This window comes from Geothrix alkalitolerans (genome assembly GCF_022808885.1).
Classification (GTDB): Bacteria; Acidobacteriota; Holophagae; order Holophagales; family Holophagaceae; genus Geothrix; species Geothrix alkalitolerans.
Genome location: NZ_JAKZLE010000007.1, coordinates 87,188 through 102,860, shown reverse-complemented (window position 1 = coordinate 102,860; position 15,673 = coordinate 87,188). Strand labels below are relative to the sequence as shown.

Sequence of the window (15,673 nt, the reverse complement as noted above, 5' to 3'; positions counted from 1 at the left end):
GGGGTGTCCGCGTAGCGGGGAACCCCCGGACAACATCAACTATCCAGGTCTTCCTTCACACCGCCGGTGCCCATGGTCACCAGGCGGTCCGCCGCACGGCGGGCCCACTCGGAGCCCGGATAGCTCTCCACCAGCTTCTGGTAGTAGCTCCTGGCCTCGTCGCGGAAACCCTTGATGCGCTCGGTGGTGAAGGTGATGAAGTCCTTCTGGTACTGCATGCCCTGTTCCCGGGTGAGCTCCTTCAGATCCTCTTTCTGGAGCTTCTTGGCGTAGTCCTTCTCGAACTGGTTCAGCTCTTCGGGAAGCAGCAGCCGCTGGCGCAGGGCCTCGCCGAGGTAGAAATAGGCCCGCTCGCGATCCACGTAGTCGGGATAGGTCTCCAGCAGGGCCTTCAGGCGCCGCTCGGCCCCCGGGTAGTAGTAGACGTTCACATAGAAGATGCCCACGACCAGCTCGTGCTCGGCGATGCGCCTCCAGCACTGGACGACCTTGGACCTGGCCTCGGGGGCGTAGGGGCTGCCCGGAGATTCCGTCAGCAGCTGCTGGAACCCGTCGAGCGCCTTGCGGGTCTCGGTCTGGTCGCGCTCGGCGCTTTCGATGGACGAGAAGTGGCACAGGGCCCGGTGGTACAGGGCATAGTCCCGGAGCTCGTGGCGGGGGAAGTAGTTCAGGAAGCTCGTGTATTCCACTTCCGCTTCGGGAAAGCTGGGGTTCGACTGGAAGAAGAAGCTGTCCCCCAGCATGAGCTTGGCCTTGGGGAACTCGGGAGAGCCCGGAAGGTACTGCTCCAGCTGGCGGAGGGTCGTCCTGGCCTCGTTGAACTTGCCCTGCTTCATCTGCTTGTCCGCCTGAGCCATCAGGACGGTGGAGCTGAGGGTCACCTGGCTGGCGGTCTTCGGCTTGCGGCAGCCCAATCCCAGCCCCGCGAGGAGGAGGCTGACGGACAGGGTGGTGAGGATGCGCTTCATGCGGACTCCGGGGACAGCATTTCAGACATGGCGGGACAGAGCGAAGGGTTCCGGGGGCGCTGGGAGGGATTCCATGCCTGGTAGAGGTGGTCCAGCCAGGGCTCGGCCAGGGCATGGGCTTCCGCGCGCCGGCGGTCGTGGAAGACCTCATGATAGAAACCGGGCAGGCGGTGACGCTCCAGCAGGCCGGGCTTCACGGCGGACCACAGCGCCTCGGAGGCGTCCGGATCCACCACCGTGTCCTCGCCGGATTCCAGCAGCAACATGGGGCGATCCAGCTCCTGGCCGAGGGGAAGCAGCTCGGCCCGGCCCTCGTCCAGGGCGGCGCCGAAGGCGGCGGTGGCCCAGCGGTGGCAGAGGGGATCCGTCTGGTAACGCTGCACGAGGACAGGATCCGAGCAGACCCGGCTCTTGTCGCCATGGAGCTGGATGGGCCGGTGGGGCATGAGCCAGCTGAGGAGGCGGGAGAGCACGACCAGGGCCTTCGAATTGGACCGCACGGCCACGCTGGGGCTCGACAGGATCAGACCGTCCAGGGTGTCCGCGTGCCAGAGCAGGGTGAGCAGGGCAACCAGCCCGCCGAAGCTGTGGCCCAGCACCACCTGGGGACAGACCGGCAGCGGTGGCATGGGCACGCCGTCCACCACCCGGGCCTGGGCCCCTGTGCGTTCGGCGTCGTGGCGGCGCTCCTGGCGGAGGAAGAGGGCGAAGTCGTCCACGAAGACGCGGATGCCATCCGCGTCGCCCCGGATGCCCCCGGACCGCCCAAAGCCGCTGTGATCCATGGCGGACACGGACCAGCCCAGCCCGTGCAGCCAGCGGGCCGTGTGGCGGTAGCGCTCGCCGTGCTCGCCGTAGCCATGGGAGATGACCACCCGCCCCTTGGGCGCCGGGTGCTCCCAGCGCGCGTAGGCGAGGGTCACGCCCCCATGGCCCGACAGGACCCCACGGGCGGTGGGCTCCAGATCGGCGGGCAGCACGGGGGTGGGATCATGCATCTGATCAGAATACCGTGGGGACGGCCGATCCCCGATTGGCATAAACTTGAAGGTTCCCCGGAAGCTCGGGCTGGAGACGCGGACGATGGATTTCGAGACCCTGGTGCGGGCCAAGAACGAACTGGAGCCCCGGGTCCGGCAGCTGGTCGCCCACCTGGATCCCGAGCGGAAGGCCCTGGAACTGGAACAGATCGAAGAGCGGACCACCGCCCCGGGCTTCTGGGACGATCCCGAGGCCGCCAAGCCCCTGCTCCAGAAGCGGGGCTCCATCAGCGACGACATCGCCCTGGCCAAGCGCCTGTCCGGCGGGCTGGAGGACCTGGAGACGGGGCTGGAGCTGGCCCGCGAGGACGCCGAGATGCTGGTCGAGGCCGAGGCCGTGGAGATGGGGCTCCGCAAGGCGGTGGAGGATGCCGAGCTGAGGATGATGCTCAGCGGCGACCTGGACAACAACCACGCCATCGTCGCCATCGCACCCGGCGCCGGCGGCACCGAGAGCCAGGACTGGGCCGCCATGCTGCTGCGCATGTACCTGCGCTTTTGCGAAGCCAAGGGCTGGGCCACGGAGATGATCGACTACCAGGACGGGGAGGAGGCCGGCATCAAGGGCGCCACCTTCATCGTCGACGCGCCCTTCTCCTACGGCTACCTGCGGGCCGAGGCGGGCGTCCACCGGCTCGTGCGCATCAGCCCCTTCGATGCCGCCAAGCGGCGCCACACCAGCTTTGCCGCCGTGTACGTGAGCCCCGAGCTGGACGACACCATCAACGTCGAGATCCCCGAGAAGGACCTCAAGATCGATGTCTTCCGCGCCAGCGGCGCCGGCGGCCAGCACGTGAACCGCACCGAATCAGCCGTGCGCTTCACCCACCTGCCCACGGGCATCGTGGTGAGCTGCCAGAACGAGCGCAGCCAGATCAAGAACCGCGCGACAGCCATGAAGGTGCTCCAGGCCCGGCTCTACGAGCTGGAACAGCGCAAGTTCCAGGAGAAGGTGGCCGCCGCCAGCGGCGACAAGGCCGACGTGGCCTGGGGCAGCCAGATCCGCAGCTACGTCCTCCAGCCCTACCAGATGGTGAAGGACCACCGCACCGGCGAGGAGACCAGCCAGACCCAGAAGGTTCTCGACGGCGACATCGACGCCTTCATCCGCGCCCAGCTCCTGGCCAAGTCGCTCAAGACCGAAGGCTGAGGCTCACTCGCCCATGGCGAGCTTCTCCTGCTCGTCCTTGGGCAGGCGGAAGACCCAGCGACCCGTAATGCGGTCCCAGAGGTCGAAGCAGCAGAGCCAGTTGAGGAGGCCGGCGACCGGGGGCCCCGCTCCGCGAACGGGGCCGAAGGCCCCGTGAGTGGGAGGACGCGCCAGTGGCGCGTCCGATCGCGGGCAGCCAGGGCCGCGTGCGCGCTCGAAGGCGCGCCCAGCGGCCGCCCGGAGGGCGTGCTGGCTACTCGCCCTTGGCGATCTTTTCCTGCTCGTCCTTAGGCAGCCGGAAGACCCAGCGACCCGTAATGCGGTCCCAGAGGTCGAAGCAGCAGAGCCAGTTGAGGAGGCCGGCGACCATCACGTAGGTGGCTCCGTACTCCTGGGTGAGCGTGCGCACAGGCTCGGTGCCCGCGCCGCCGAAGGCCCAGGCGAAGAAGCCGTACGCGGGTCCGATGCCCGCGGTGGCGAAGGCCCCCAGGGTGGGCAGCCAGGCTCCGGCCTGGGGCACGAAGACGCCGCCCTTCACGCCGGCGACCGCGCCGTGCTGCATCTGCAGGGCGCCCAGGAGGCAGAAGAGTACCCAGACGCCGAAGAACGCCTTGGCCCGGCCCTTTTCGCCGATCATCCAGTAGCCCGCACCCGGCACCAGCCACTGGAACAGCAGCGGCTTCCACGCGGCCTGGACGGCCTTCTGGCGGCGGAGGGGCATGGGGAGCCGTGGAACGGACTTGTCGTCGGTCATGCCCCTAGGTTACCCCAGAACGGACGAGCCCCCGCGGGCCTCGCCTTTCCTCGTCCTTCCGCCCTAGGATGGTCCCTACCATGCCGCGGATGCGCCCGTTCCTCCAGCTCCGGACCCGGATCACCATCCTGGTCTCGCTGATCCTGGCCCTGGCCCTGACTGTCACGGGGGCCATGGTGGACTGGCGCATGGCTCGCCAGACCCGGGACACCCTGGGGCAGAAGGTGGTCCTGCTCTCTCGGATCACCGCCGAGGCGGAGGTGGTACGGGACGCCCTGGCGGGAGGCCGCCCCCAGGCGGACGTCCAGGACCTTGCAGAGCGCATGCGCACCGAATCCGGCGTGGACTACGTCGTGGTCATGGACATGAACGGGATTCGGCTCTCGCACCCCAACGCGTCCCTCATCGGTGCCCGCTTCGCCGGCGGCGACGATGCGGAGGTGTACCGGGGGCGGTCCTACCTTTCCATCGCCAAGGGCACCCTCGGCCTCTCGCTTCGCGCCTTCACGCCCGTGTGGAAGGGGGACCGGCAGGTGGGGGCGGTGGCGGTGGGCATCCTCCAGTCCGGGGTGGACCGCACGATCGTGAGCGTGCGCAAGCGCATCGTCATCGGGGGCGTCATCGGGTTTGCCGCGGGAATCCTGGGGGCCATGTACCTGGGTGGCCGCATCAAGAAGATCCTGCTGGGCATGGAACCGCAGGAAATCGCCACCATGCTCCAGCAGCGCAACGCCATGCTGCACTCGGTGCGGGAGGGCATCATCGGCGTGAACCGGGACCTGGTGGTCACCATCGTCAACGAGGAGGCCCTGCGCCTGTTCGCGCTGGCGGGAAGCCATGGCGAGCTGGTGGGCCACCCGGTGGAGGAGGTCCTCCCCAGCTCCAGGCTGGGCACGGTGATGGAGACCGGCCAGGCGGAGTACGACCAGGAGGGCGACATCCTGGGCCTGAAGATCCTCACCAACCGCGTCCCCGTGCTGGTGGGCGGCCGCATCACCGGGGCGCTGGCCACCTTCCGCGACATCACGGAGATGAACCGGCTGGCGGAGCAGCTGACGGGGGTCCGCCTGTACGCCAATGCCCTGCGGGCCCAGGCCCATGAGTTCATGAACAAGCTCCACGTGATCCTGGGGCTGGTCCGGCTGGAGGAGTACGAGCGCCTCAAATCCTTCATCGCCGGGGTGGTGGGCCGGCTGGACGACGAGGTGGGCTTCGTGGTCCAGCGGATCAAGGATCCCGTCATCGCGGGCTTCCTGCTGGCCCGGTTCGCCTCGGCGCGGGAGCAGAACATCCACATGGAGCTGGACCAGGACGCCTCGCTGCCTCCCTGCCCCGATGACGCGGCCTCCCACGACCTCGTCACCGTGCTCGGCAACCTGCTGGAGAACGCGGTCGAGGCCATCGGCGACGGCGCGCGCCGCGAGATCCAGGTGTCCCTCCGGCCCGAGGGCACCCTGCTACACCTGTCCGTCGCGGACAGCGGTCCGGGGATGCCCGAGGACATCCTGGCCGAGGCCTTCAACCTGGGGTTCTCCACCAAGGGGGAGAACCGCGGCTTCGGCCTCTGGCAGGCCGCCCGGGCCATCGAGGCCCGGGGCGGGCGCCTGGTGGCGCAGAACCGCGAAGAAGGCGGCGCCCTCTTCACGGCCACGTTTACCCTGTTCCTCCGGGAGGAACCATGATCCGGGTGCTGCTGGTCGAAGACGACCCCATGGTGGCCGAGCTCAACCGGATGTACCTGAGCCGCGTGCCGGGGTTCGAGGCCGTGGCCTCCGCCGGCAACGCCGCCGAGGCCCTGGACCTGCTCCGGCGCCACACCGTGGACCTGCTGCTCATGGACATCTTCATGCCCGGGCAGAGCGGCATCGAGCTCATGAGGGAGATCCGTCGCCAGGCCCTGGATGTGGACGTCATCTTCGTGACGGCCGCGAGGGACGCGGCAACCATCGATCGGGCCCTGAAGCTGGGCGCGGTGGACTACCTCATCAAGCCCTTCGAGTTCGAGCGGCTCAAGCAGGCCCTGGATCGCTACGGCGAGACCCGCCGCCTGATCCGGGGCGGGCAGGTCCTCGACCAGACCGAGCTCGACAAGCGCCTGGCCGGGCGGGCCACGGAAGGCCGGAAGGCGGAAGGACTCCCCAAGGGCCTGGACCGGAACACCCTGGAGAAGGTGGTGAAGGCGGTCGCGGCCTGGCAGGGACCGTCCCCCTGGTTCACCGCCGAGGAGATCGGCCACCAGGTGGGCATCTCCAGGGTCTCCGTGCGGAAGTACTTCGAGTTCCTCAGCGCGCTGAAGGTGCTCCGGATGGAACCCGGCTACGGCACCGGGGGGCGGCCGGTCCACCGGTTCCAGTTCCAGAAGGGGTACTTGCGCGAAGTCCAGACATTCCTCTGAGGCCCCCGGGCGTTCCCCCCGCCGCGCAAGCGTGGCAGGGATCTAAGGGCGCGCTGCGCGTCTCCACCTGACGCCACGCGGGGCGTGGCGCCCACCCGCCCTCTGGGCTCGCGGAGGGGAACCTCCCCCCGGACCTCGCTTCGGCGCGCCGGACATTGCGGGTTGCGTTGTTGGCCCCTCGATGAATCCGCTTTCAAAAGTTCCAAATCGGGGAATCAACTTCCAGAACGGCGCGTTCTGGGAAGGCTGACCGAGAATCAGGAAACCTACCCGCAGGTCGTGTGAGCAGTGCAGCTGTTCGGCACCCGGGACCCCTCCCGGGTTTCCGCCCAGACCTCCGGCATCTTTCCCACCACGTTTCCTTCCGGCCCCCTCGGGGCCGCCCGTTCCCCATGTCTGGATCTTCTGAAAGGACCATCCGCATGTTCAAGCGTGCCGCATCAAAACTGTACAACTGGGTCGCCGTCATGATCGTCCTCGGCGCGCTCCTGGGGCACTTCTATCCCGCCATCGCGGTGAAGATGCAGCCGGCGGCCGACGGCTTCATCAACCTGATCAAGATGCTGATCCCGCCGGTGATCATGTGCAGCGTGGTGCTGGGCATCGCCGGCTCCGGCAGCATCAAGAAGGCCGGCCGCGTGGGCGGGAAGGCCATCCTCTACTTCGAGATCGTCAGCACGCTGGCCCTGGTGATCGGCCTGGTCATGGCCAACGTGTTCGGGCCCGGCCGCGGCTTCCATGCCGACCCCTCGAAGCTTGATCCCAAGCTCGTGGCCAACTACGTCACCCAGGCCCAGCACCTGACGATCACCGACCACCTCCTGAAGATGATCCCGAAGACGCTGTTCAGCGCCTTCACGGAGGGCGACATCCTCCAGGTGCTGCTGATCTCCGTGCTGATGGGCTTCTCCCTCGCGGCCCTGCCCGACAAGGTCAAGGATCCCGTCATCGCCATGCTGGACAACCTCAGCAAGATGTTCTTCGGGGTCATGAAGCAGATCCTCTACCTCGCCCCCCTGGGCGCCGGTGCCGCCATCGCCTACACCATCGGGAAGTTCGGCCTCAAGTCGCTGATTCCCATGGCTCAGCTCATCTTCCTCTTCTACGCCACCTGTGCGGTCTTCATCTTCGTGGTGCTCGGCCTCATCGCGCGCCTGGCGGGCTTCAACATCTTCAAGGTGGTGAGCTACATCAAGAGCGAGCTGCTGCTCGTGATGGCCACCAGCTCCTCCGAGTCCGCCCTCATCCCCCTGATGGACAAGATGGAGAAGCTGGGCCTGTCGAAATCCATCGTCGGCCTGGTGATCCCCACGGGCTACTCGTTCAACCTGGACGGCACGAACATCTACATGACCCTGGCCTCGCTCTTCATCGCGCAGGCGCTCGGAATCGAGCTGACCCTGGGCCAGCAGCTGGGCATCCTCGTGGTGGCCATGATCACCAGCAAGGGCGCCGCCGGCGTCACGGGCTCGGGCTTCATCACCCTGGCCGCCACCCTGGCCGTGGTGCCCACCATCCCCGTGGCGGGCATGGCCCTCATCCTCGGCATCGACAAGTTCATGTCCGAGGCCCGCGCCATCACCAACCACATCGGCAACTGCATCGCCGCCGTCGTGATGGCCAGCTGGGAGAAGGAGCTGGACTGGGACAAGTTCCACGCCACCCTGGGCGGCAAGGCGGAAGCGGCGCTGCCTGTGGGCGAGGTTCCCGTCCTGGCCAACGAGATGGAATAGGGCCTCCGGGCCTGAAGGAGAAGCGGGGGCTCCGGCCTCCACTTTTTTTGTGGCCGACACCAAAATCTTCGCGACCAAGGCTTCGATGAACCCCTCCTTGAGTGAAGAGATCACGGCCTTTAAGTGAGGCGCACCTCCGCAGGGATGGGCTGGTGGTAGAACAAATGGTGTATATACATTGACTTGCGTGAATTAGGAGGTGGCACCACCCTTCAGGTCCAGCGTTTCCCCGTTCCCTGAGGAGGTGTGCATGACATTTCTGAAACCCTTCGCCCTCGGGGCCGCCCTCGCGGTCCTCCCGCTCGCTCTCGCGGTCGGGTGCAATCAGAAGTCGCAGTCCGAGTCCGCGGAATCCAAGGATTTCGCCAGCAAGGTGGCGGAGGCCCAGCAGGCTGAAGGCCAGGCCCAGGGCGTCACCAAGGCTCAGGCCGATGCCATGGCCAAGGCGGGGCTTCAGCCCAACGCCGCGGGCATCCAGCTGACGGAGGACCAGCGCGCCCTTCTGGAAGCGCGCATCAAGGCCGAGAAGAACAACGGCACCGCGGCCCTCCTGCAGGAGATCCTCGACCGCGACAAGCAGATCCGCGAGCTCAACACCAAGGTGGCCAGGCTCCAGTCCCAGCTGCCCAAGCCCCAGATCGCCACCGAGAAGGACAACCACTTCGCCATGGCCGTGCGCTTCCTGAAGGGCAAGGGCCTCTCGGAGGAGAAGGCCAAGACCCTCGCCGCCCGGGCGAACATCCTGGAAGAGCTCCAGCCCGGCTGGCAGGTCTACCAGCAGTACGCCGGCGGCGCCTACATCACGGCCGTCACTCAGGGCAAGGCCGAGATCGGCCCCACCGAGTATCTGCACAACCAGCGGGCGGCCTTGCAGAAGGATCGCGATGACCTCTCCACCCAGGTGCAGGACCTGAAGACCGAGCGCTCCAAGGTGCAGGAGGAGGTGGACGCCCTCCATTCCGAGAAGACCACCCTGACGGCCCAGGTCAGCGAACTGACCACCCTCAGCCAGGCTCAGAAGGCCAAGCTCAACTCGATGCACTACCTGGTCGGCCAGCGCAAACAGCTGGAGAACGAAGGCGTCATCGTGGTGCCGGTCTTCGCCAAGGACCGCATGGGCCCCAAGGCCGTGGCCTCCCGCTTCGTGAAGGATCTCCCCTTGGACGATCCGAATCCCCAGGTCCAGATCCAGGCCTCGGACGTGGGTCTCGCCAAGATCAGCAAGGTGAACGTGGTGCCCGGCTCCCTCCAGAAGGACAAGGACTACACCGTGATCCTCGCCGACGACCGGAAGAACGCCACCATCCGCATCCTGGACCCCGAGCGCCTGCGCAACGACCGCGTGGTGTTCGCGGTGACGGATTGAGTGATGGTCTTGTGCCATGCGAAAAAGCGGGGGCCCAGGCCCCCGCTTTTCGCAGGTTCAAGAACGAACCTCATCCTCGTGAACGGCGGAAGCGCGATGCGAGGGACGATGCGGGCCGCGGATGTGGCCCCTTTCGTTGATTGCCTGCCGACGCCTGGCTTCGTCCGGAACCCTTGGGATGGAACCACCCAGTCTGTCCTGAGCCCCAGTCCGACTCGTCCGACCCTCCCAGAGTGCCCTTGCGAATTCTCCGACTAAAGTCCGAAAGGCAGATCAATGTAGGCTTCCTGATTTTCTCCATTCGCAACACTTGTCCTCAGGGTGCCAGGTGTTCACAGTGAGCTCATCCGGAGCCACCCGTGGTCACGGAATCGAACCTGCCCAGACCTCTCATGTTGAGCCGACGAGCGCAGGTGCTGGTCGCGTGCGCGCTGCTGGTGGTGCTGTCGCTGTGGATGAATCCCCAGATCCCCCACCGGATGGCCACCTTGGGGCACCCGCTGAAACGGTTGATCTACCTGGTGGAAATCCTGGCCGCGGTCTTGGCGCTGGTGGGCTGCGGGTTCGCCCGTCGCCGGTGGGCGATCCTGGGGGGGCTTTTCTTCTCTCTCAATTTCCTGGTCGGCACCTCCTTCTTCAGGATCAGGGGGCGGCCCCTGACCCTGGTCGATGGGAAGACCCTCCTGGAATCGGTCGGGAGCACGGGCGATGCGCTGTCCCATTTCACGGCACCCATCCTCGTCGTGGTGCTGCAGATCCTGGGGGTGCTGGTCCTGCTTGTCTGGGTCCGAGTCGCCGCGCGGGCCAGGACCAGCGTCCCCATGGTCAGCGCCAGCCTGGCCGCGATCGTCATGTACCTGGCGATCCTGGCCATCGGTGGAGACACGGCTTTGAATGGGTTTCCCATGCAGTTCCAGGCGGGCCTGCACGCCGGGACGCTGGCCGTGGATGCCGCGGCCCGCCGATGGGTACAGGACGGGAAAGCCGCGGCGGCGTTCCAGCACGTTCCCCTTGATCCTGCGGTGCGGCACGTCGTTCTCGTCATCGACGAATCGGTGGAAGGGGGCGCGTTCCGCGACCTGGTCGATCGGGCCCACCTGCCGGACCTCCGCAATCTCGGTCTGGGGTACAGCTTCGCCAATTCCAGCGCCGCGTCGAACCTGATGCTCAGGCGGGGCGCTGATCCGAAAGATCCGGGAACATCCCTTCGCCACTTCCCCAGCCTGTTCCAGGTGGCGAAGGGGGCCGGGTTCCGGACCGCCTACATCGATTGCCAGGGCGTGTTGGACGACTTGGCCATCCAGGACTACTTCGATGACCTCGAGAAGTCCTTCATCGACGAAGTCCTGCCGTCCGGGGCCTTGGGTGCGCGACCGGAACGGGATCTCAAGGCCGTTCCCGCGCTGTTCGGCCAGCTGGGGAAGGCGGATCGGACGTTCACCCTCATCAACAAGGTCGGGACCCACTTCCCCTATGCGCATAGCCTTCCGCCTGAGTTGGCCGGGGCCCCGAACCCCTATTCCATCTCGATCTCCCGGGCCTCGCTGGCGTTCCTCCAGGGCCTGGCCGGGCGGCTTCCGGAGGGCACCCTGGTGTTCTACACCAGCGACCACGGGCAGAATTTCCAGGCCAAGGCCCCCCACGGGAATCTGCCCGGGGAATGCGGCATTTCCGAATGGACCGTCCCCGTGATCGTCCTTTCCAGCCCGGACCTGGCTGGCAGGCTCCAGGGCATCGATCCAGGCTGGCAGGACCATGCCTCGCACGCGCTGATAAGTGAATCCATCCGGAATCTCCTGGGCCAGCGGATGCCCGGGATGCCGTCGCTCTGGTCGGCGCCCAGCCCCGAAGATGCCTCCAGGCACCGCGCCTTCTACGGCTCGCCCATGGGACTGTTCGGTAAGCCCATTTCCTATCTGATCATCGACAAGGATAGACGAGTGTTCGTGCCCCAGCCGGGGGTGCCAGACCCCCCTTGAACTGGCCAGGCGGCTGACATCCGCGCCGCCGCTGGCATGGAAGCCGGATGCGACGAAGCGGAGGCACCCACCCCCGCTTTGTCGACAGCTACGATCAGGACCAGCCCCCGGTCCCCGGCGAACGGCGGCAGCGCGATGCGTGGGACGATGCGGGTCGCGGAGTAGGCTCCAAGGGAGCCTTCGGAGGGGGGCCCCGCCGACCCGAGTGCGCGCTTGATGGCTTCGACGGAGGCTCTATCTCCGCGAGTGGAGCGAGCGGGAGGGCACGCCGGGGGCGTGCCCGTCAGATGGAGGCGCGCTGGTGGACGGCAGAAGACGACCGGCCCCGAAGGGGCGACAGGGCTCCGGGGGAGCCCTGTCGAGGGAGGCTTTCGTGCGGAAACGAAGAGGGGGCCGAATGGCCCCCTCTTCGTTGAAAGTCAGCCAGCGCCAGGACTAGTCCGTGGCGAATGGCAGCAGCGCGATGCGAGGGACGACGCGGGTCGCGGAGTAGGCTCCAAGGGAGCCTTCGGAGCGGGGCCCCGCCGACCCGAGTGCGCGCTTGCTGGCTTCGACGGAGGCTCCATCTCCGCGAGTGGAGCGAGCGGGAGGGCACGCCGGGGGCGTGCCCGTCAGATGGAGGCGCGCTGGTGGACGGCAGAAGCTGACCGGCCCCGAAGGGGCGACAGGGCTCCGGGGGAGCCCTGTCGAGGAAGGCTTTCGTGCGGAAACGAAGAGGGGGCCGAATGGCCCCCTCTTCGTTGAAAGTCAGCCAGCGCCAGGACTAGTCCGTGGCGAATGGCAGCAGCGCGATGTTGCGAGCGCGCTTGATGGCTTCGACGAGGGCGCGCTGGTGGACGGCGCACACGCCGCTGGTGCGGCGGGGCAGCACCTTGCCGCGCTCGGGGGTGAAGGCCTGGAGGGTCTTCACGTCCTTGTAGTCGATGAGGGTGCTCTTCTCGACGCAGAACTTGCAGAACTTGGCGCGTCGGCCCCCAAAGGCCTTCTTCTTCTTGGGCTTGCCCTTCTTGGCGTCGCTGCGGCGCTTCATCCCATCACCTCTTCAGCGGAACGTTCCTTGATGCCGGCCTGGGCCTTGCGCTTGGCCTCGCGCTCGATGCGCTGCTTGGCGCGGCCTGCGGCCTTCTCGGCTTCGTCCATGCGGACGCTCAGGTACTTGATGACCGAATCGTGGTTGCGGAAGCGGCGCTCCAGCTCGGCGATGAGGTCGGGGCCCGCGTTCATCTCGAACAGCGTGTAGTAGCCCTCGCTGAACTTCTGGACTTCGTAGGCCAGCTTCTTGCGGCCCCACTTGTCGGTCTTGAGCAGCTCGCCACCCTGCTCGGCAATGATCCCCTCGAACTGCTTGACGAGCTCATCGCTCTGCTCGTCCGTCAGCGTGGGGGAGGCGATGAAGATGGTCTCGTAATGACGCATCTGTCCTCCTTGTGGATGTGAAGCCCCCCTCTGGGTTCCGGGGAGCAAGAGAGGTCCCATCTCTCGCCGGCAGCGCCGGTGAGGAGCACGGTCCGGGGGACCGTGCGTTCGATGGATACGCCTCCAGCGGAGGCGCGAACGGATAGTTTCGCGTGGAAGGTCAGGAAATTCAATGAAAAGTCGTGCGGCTCAGCCCTCGACCGGGGTCCAGAACGCCGTCGGATTCACCAGGTTCGCCAGGCCACCCAGATCCTCCGTCTGCGCGAGCAGATCCAGAAACCGGGCAAAGGGGGCGTCCAGCCGGTCGATGACCTCCCATTCGGGGTCGGTCCAACGCTGCAGCACGTAGTCCACCAGGGGGCGCTGGAAGGGGCCGATGCCCAGGCGGAGGCGGGCGATGTCCGTGGTTCCCAGGCACTCGAACACGGAGCGGAGGCCGTTGTGGCCGCCGCTGGAGCCGTCGAGCCGGAAGCGGCCCGTGCCCAGGGGCAGGTCCTTGTCGTCGTAGAGGAGCACCAGCTTGCGGGGGTAGATCCCCGCGGCCCCGGCCTGGAGGCAAGCCTCCCCGGAGAGGTTCATGTAGGTGGCGGGCACCAGGGCCTGGAGGCCCTCCGTCAGCGGATAGAGCGTGCCCGAGGGGAACCGCTTGGCCGGGGATGGCGCCAGCTCCCGGTCCGCCATCCAGCGCTGGAGCATGAGGCGGCCGAGGTTGTGCCGGGTGTCCTGGTACTCCGGGCCGGGGTTTCCGAGGGGAACGAGGGTCCACATGGGTTGAAGCTATCAGCTGCCGGCTGTCAGCTTTCGGAAAAGGCCGCGGGCGCCTTCGGGCGCCCGCCGGTGGAGTGAAGAGCCTTCAATGCTGGTGGTGGGGCTCGGGCTTGGCGGGGGCGGTGTGGGCTTCCACTTCGGCGCCCTCGGCGTGGGCACTGCCACCAGCGGCGGCCTGATAGACGCCGTCCACGTAGTGGAGGAAGTCCACATAGGCGGCCACGGCCTTCCGACCGGAGGCGGGATTCGTCGGCGCCTCGCTGCGGGTGGCGCGGGCCTCCTTGAAGCGGGCTTCGAGGCCGGGCTTGAGGACGCTGTGCATGAGCTCGAACACGGGCTTCATGTCGCCGGAGGCCAGGGCCTTGTCCGCCGCCGGGATGGCGGGGCCCAGGTCCAGGCCCGCAGGCTTGAGCCCCGTGTAGGGTGCGCCCTCGCCCGCGCGGTGAACGCGCACCAGGGTCTCGAAGAAGTAGGTCTCGGCCAGCTCCTTCGCCTCGGGGCCCAGCGCGCCGACCTTGAGGGTGCGGGCGAAGGCTGCGCGGATCTGCGCTTCGTCCTCGGCCTTCACCCATGCGAGCACGGGGTCGACGTCGCCCTTCGCCAGGGCCTTCCGGGCGGTGACGATCACGGGGCCGTCCAGGGCATCGCAATGGGCGCTCAGGGGCAGGGCGCCGAGGCCGGCCAGGAGGGCCGTGAGCAGGATGGGAAGCTTTCGCATGGGGAGCTCCGGGAAGCCGCCGGCTCAGGGGGCTGGCGGGGGTTGCAGTAACGCCAGAAGGGTGGCGCAGGTTTCATCGGTGTCCTGGGCTCGGCCCTGGCCGGCGGCCTGGGCGTGCACGAGTTGCATGAGCATTCCGAAGACCACGGCCAGCAGGGCCCCCGCCGTGAGATCGCCGCGAATGACACCTTCCCGCTGCCCCTCCTCGAGGGCGGCCTGAAGGAAGGCCCTGGTCCGCACGACCACGGAGCGGAGGCGCTCGGCGGCGGCGGCCGGCAGGGCCAGGGCGAACTGCTCGGAGAACATCAGCCGGCCGATGCCCCGATGGCCGCCCACCACCCTAGCCCGGGCCCGAAGCAGGGCCAGGAGGCGCTCCAGGGGCGGGTCCGTCTCCGGGGGGAAGGTGCCGAGGATCAGTTCCTCCACCCGCAGGACCACGGCCTCGAGGATGGCCTCCCGGTTCGCGAAGTGGCGGAAGGGGGCGCCGCTGCTCACGCCCAGCTCGGCCGCCAGGGCGCTGGTGGTCAGGGCCGCGATGCCCCGGCCCTCGATGATTCGGAGCGCCGCATCCGTAATTTCGGCACGCTTCGGGGTGAGTTCGAGGGCAGTCCGTTCCATGTCCTGAATGTAAGTAAGTACTTACTTTTGTCAATCCCCAAAAAACGGGCGCCACCAGGCGCCCGTTTTTCTGACAGCTGACAGCTGAAAACTGAAAGCTACTTCTTCTCTTCCTTCTTGCCCTTCTTGGCCACTTCGGGCTCGGCGGCGGCCGGCGCGGCGGCTTCCTCCTCCTCGGCGGCCTTGCCGCGGACGGAGCAGACCGTCTGGTGGGCGTCGCCCACGAAGGCCACGTTGGGCATGAGGGCGATCTGCTCGAAGCGGATGCTGTCACCCACGGCCAGGTTGGTCACGTCCACGTCGATGTGGGCGGGGATGATGCTGGGCAGGCACTCGAGCTCGATCTCGCGGTGGGCGAAGTCGAGGATGCCGCCCATGCTCTTCACGCCGATGGCGGTGCCGATGAGGCGCACGGGCACCTTCACGCGCACCTTGTGGGTCATGTCCACGCGCATGAAGTCGACATGGCGGAGGCGGCCGGTGACGGGGTCGCGCTGCAGGTCCTTGATGATGACGTGGCGCTTGATGTCCGTGCCCTCGCGCTGGAGGAACATCACGGAGTTCATGCCGGCGTCGCTGGCCAGCACGCGGGCCACGGCCTTGGGGCTGATGGCGATGGCGATGGGCGCCTCGTTCAGGCCATAGACCACAGCGGGGATCATGCCGTTCTTCTTGAGATCGCGGATGGCGGCCTTGCCGAAGGTCTCACGCTTGGGGACGATCAGGACTTCCTGGGACATGTCTTCCTCCTACCTGGCGGCTGGCTGC

General features: G+C 67.2%; 15 protein-coding genes. 6 read left to right on the top strand and 9 right to left on the bottom strand.

The annotated features are described in order from the left end of the window. Nucleotides 1–35: 35 nt before the first annotated feature. A complete protein-coding gene (locus MLJ35_RS13675) occupies nucleotides 36–968 on the bottom strand; it encodes an outer membrane protein assembly factor BamD (protein ID WP_243384805.1) in 933 nt (310 codons plus the stop codon). Next, a complete protein-coding gene (locus tag MLJ35_RS13670; RefSeq protein WP_243384804.1) occupies nucleotides 965–1,966 on the bottom strand; it encodes an alpha/beta hydrolase in 1,002 nt (333 codons plus the stop codon). Before MLJ35_RS13670 ends, MLJ35_RS13675 begins: the two co-directional genes overlap by 4 nt. An 85-nt stretch (nucleotides 1,967–2,051) precedes the next feature. Here MLJ35_RS13670 and prfB point away from each other — a divergent pair, with 85 nt between their 5' ends. Beyond that, nucleotides 2,052–3,158 (top strand): peptide chain release factor 2, encoded by a 1,107-nt coding sequence (prfB, locus tag MLJ35_RS13665; protein ID WP_243384803.1) that lies wholly within the window; start codon nucleotides 2,052–2,054, stop codon nucleotides 3,156–3,158. A 253-nt stretch (nucleotides 3,159–3,411) separates the two neighbouring features. Here the strand turns inward: prfB and MLJ35_RS13660 are convergent, their stop codons facing one another. Next, the gene (locus MLJ35_RS13660) at nucleotides 3,412–3,912 is read right to left on the bottom strand and encodes a DUF6677 family protein (RefSeq protein ID WP_243384802.1); all 501 of its coding nucleotides are present in this window, start codon (nucleotides 3,910–3,912) and stop codon (nucleotides 3,412–3,414) included. Between the two features lie 80 nt (nucleotides 3,913–3,992). Between MLJ35_RS13660 and dcuS the strand changes: the two genes are divergently transcribed. From dcuS to MLJ35_RS13635, 5 genes are all read left to right on the top strand, one after another. Further along, nucleotides 3,993–5,594, top strand: coding sequence for a DcuS/MalK family sensor histidine kinase (gene dcuS / locus MLJ35_RS13655; RefSeq protein WP_243384801.1), 1,602 nt, complete (start codon nucleotides 3,993–3,995; stop codon nucleotides 5,592–5,594). Next, nucleotides 5,591–6,307, top strand: coding sequence for a response regulator (locus tag MLJ35_RS13650; protein WP_243384800.1), 717 nt, complete (start codon nucleotides 5,591–5,593; stop codon nucleotides 6,305–6,307). Before dcuS ends, MLJ35_RS13650 begins: the two co-directional genes overlap by 4 nt. 422 nt (nucleotides 6,308–6,729) lie before the next feature. Next, complete coding sequence (gene dctA, locus MLJ35_RS13645) at nucleotides 6,730–8,040, top strand: C4-dicarboxylate transporter DctA (RefSeq protein WP_243323964.1); 1,311 nt, start codon at nucleotides 6,730–6,732, stop codon at nucleotides 8,038–8,040. A 250-nt stretch (nucleotides 8,041–8,290) separates the two neighbouring features. Continuing rightward, nucleotides 8,291–9,406 carry a hypothetical protein gene (locus MLJ35_RS13640; RefSeq protein ID WP_243384799.1) on the top strand — a complete coding sequence of 372 codons (1,116 nt, stop codon included), beginning with the start codon at nucleotides 8,291–8,293 and terminating at the stop codon, nucleotides 9,404–9,406. Between the two features lie 413 nt (nucleotides 9,407–9,819). Beyond that, nucleotides 9,820–11,385: an LTA synthase family protein gene (locus MLJ35_RS13635; RefSeq protein WP_243384798.1), complete on the top strand. Its 1,566-nt coding sequence runs from the start codon at nucleotides 9,820–9,822 to the stop codon at nucleotides 11,383–11,385. Nucleotides 11,386–12,148: 763 nt separating this feature from the next. Here MLJ35_RS13635 and rpsR read toward each other — a convergent pair. The 6 genes from rpsR to MLJ35_RS13605 all read right to left on the bottom strand — a co-directional run bounded on the left by rpsR (nucleotide 12,149) and on the right by MLJ35_RS13605 (nucleotide 15,645). After that, nucleotides 12,149–12,415 carry a 30S ribosomal protein S18 gene (gene rpsR / locus MLJ35_RS13630; protein ID WP_243295579.1) on the bottom strand — a complete coding sequence of 89 codons (267 nt, stop codon included), beginning with the start codon at nucleotides 12,413–12,415 and terminating at the stop codon, nucleotides 12,149–12,151. Continuing rightward, the gene (gene rpsF, locus MLJ35_RS13625) at nucleotides 12,412–12,801 is read right to left on the bottom strand and encodes a 30S ribosomal protein S6 (RefSeq protein WP_243288344.1); all 390 of its coding nucleotides are present in this window, start codon (nucleotides 12,799–12,801) and stop codon (nucleotides 12,412–12,414) included. The genes rpsR and rpsF overlap by 4 nt, the downstream gene beginning before the upstream one ends. A 189-nt stretch (nucleotides 12,802–12,990) precedes the next feature. Next, nucleotides 12,991–13,569, bottom strand: a complete 579-nt coding sequence (pth, locus tag MLJ35_RS13620) for an aminoacyl-tRNA hydrolase (RefSeq protein ID WP_243384797.1) — start codon at nucleotides 13,567–13,569, stop codon at nucleotides 12,991–12,993. Nucleotides 13,570–13,654: 85 nt separating this feature from the next. Then, nucleotides 13,655–14,287, bottom strand: coding sequence for a DUF6448 family protein (locus tag MLJ35_RS13615; RefSeq protein ID WP_243384796.1), 633 nt, complete (start codon nucleotides 14,285–14,287; stop codon nucleotides 13,655–13,657). A gap of 24 nt (nucleotides 14,288–14,311) precedes the next feature. Further along, nucleotides 14,312–14,905 carry a TetR/AcrR family transcriptional regulator gene (locus MLJ35_RS13610; RefSeq protein ID WP_243384795.1) on the bottom strand — a complete coding sequence of 198 codons (594 nt, stop codon included), beginning with the start codon at nucleotides 14,903–14,905 and terminating at the stop codon, nucleotides 14,312–14,314. Nucleotides 14,906–15,003: 98 nt separating this feature from the next. Continuing rightward, on the bottom strand, nucleotides 15,004–15,645 hold the full coding sequence (locus tag MLJ35_RS13605; RefSeq protein WP_243384794.1) for a 50S ribosomal protein L25: 642 nt from the start codon (nucleotides 15,643–15,645) through the stop codon (nucleotides 15,004–15,006). Between the last annotated feature and the right edge of the window lie 28 nt (nucleotides 15,646–15,673).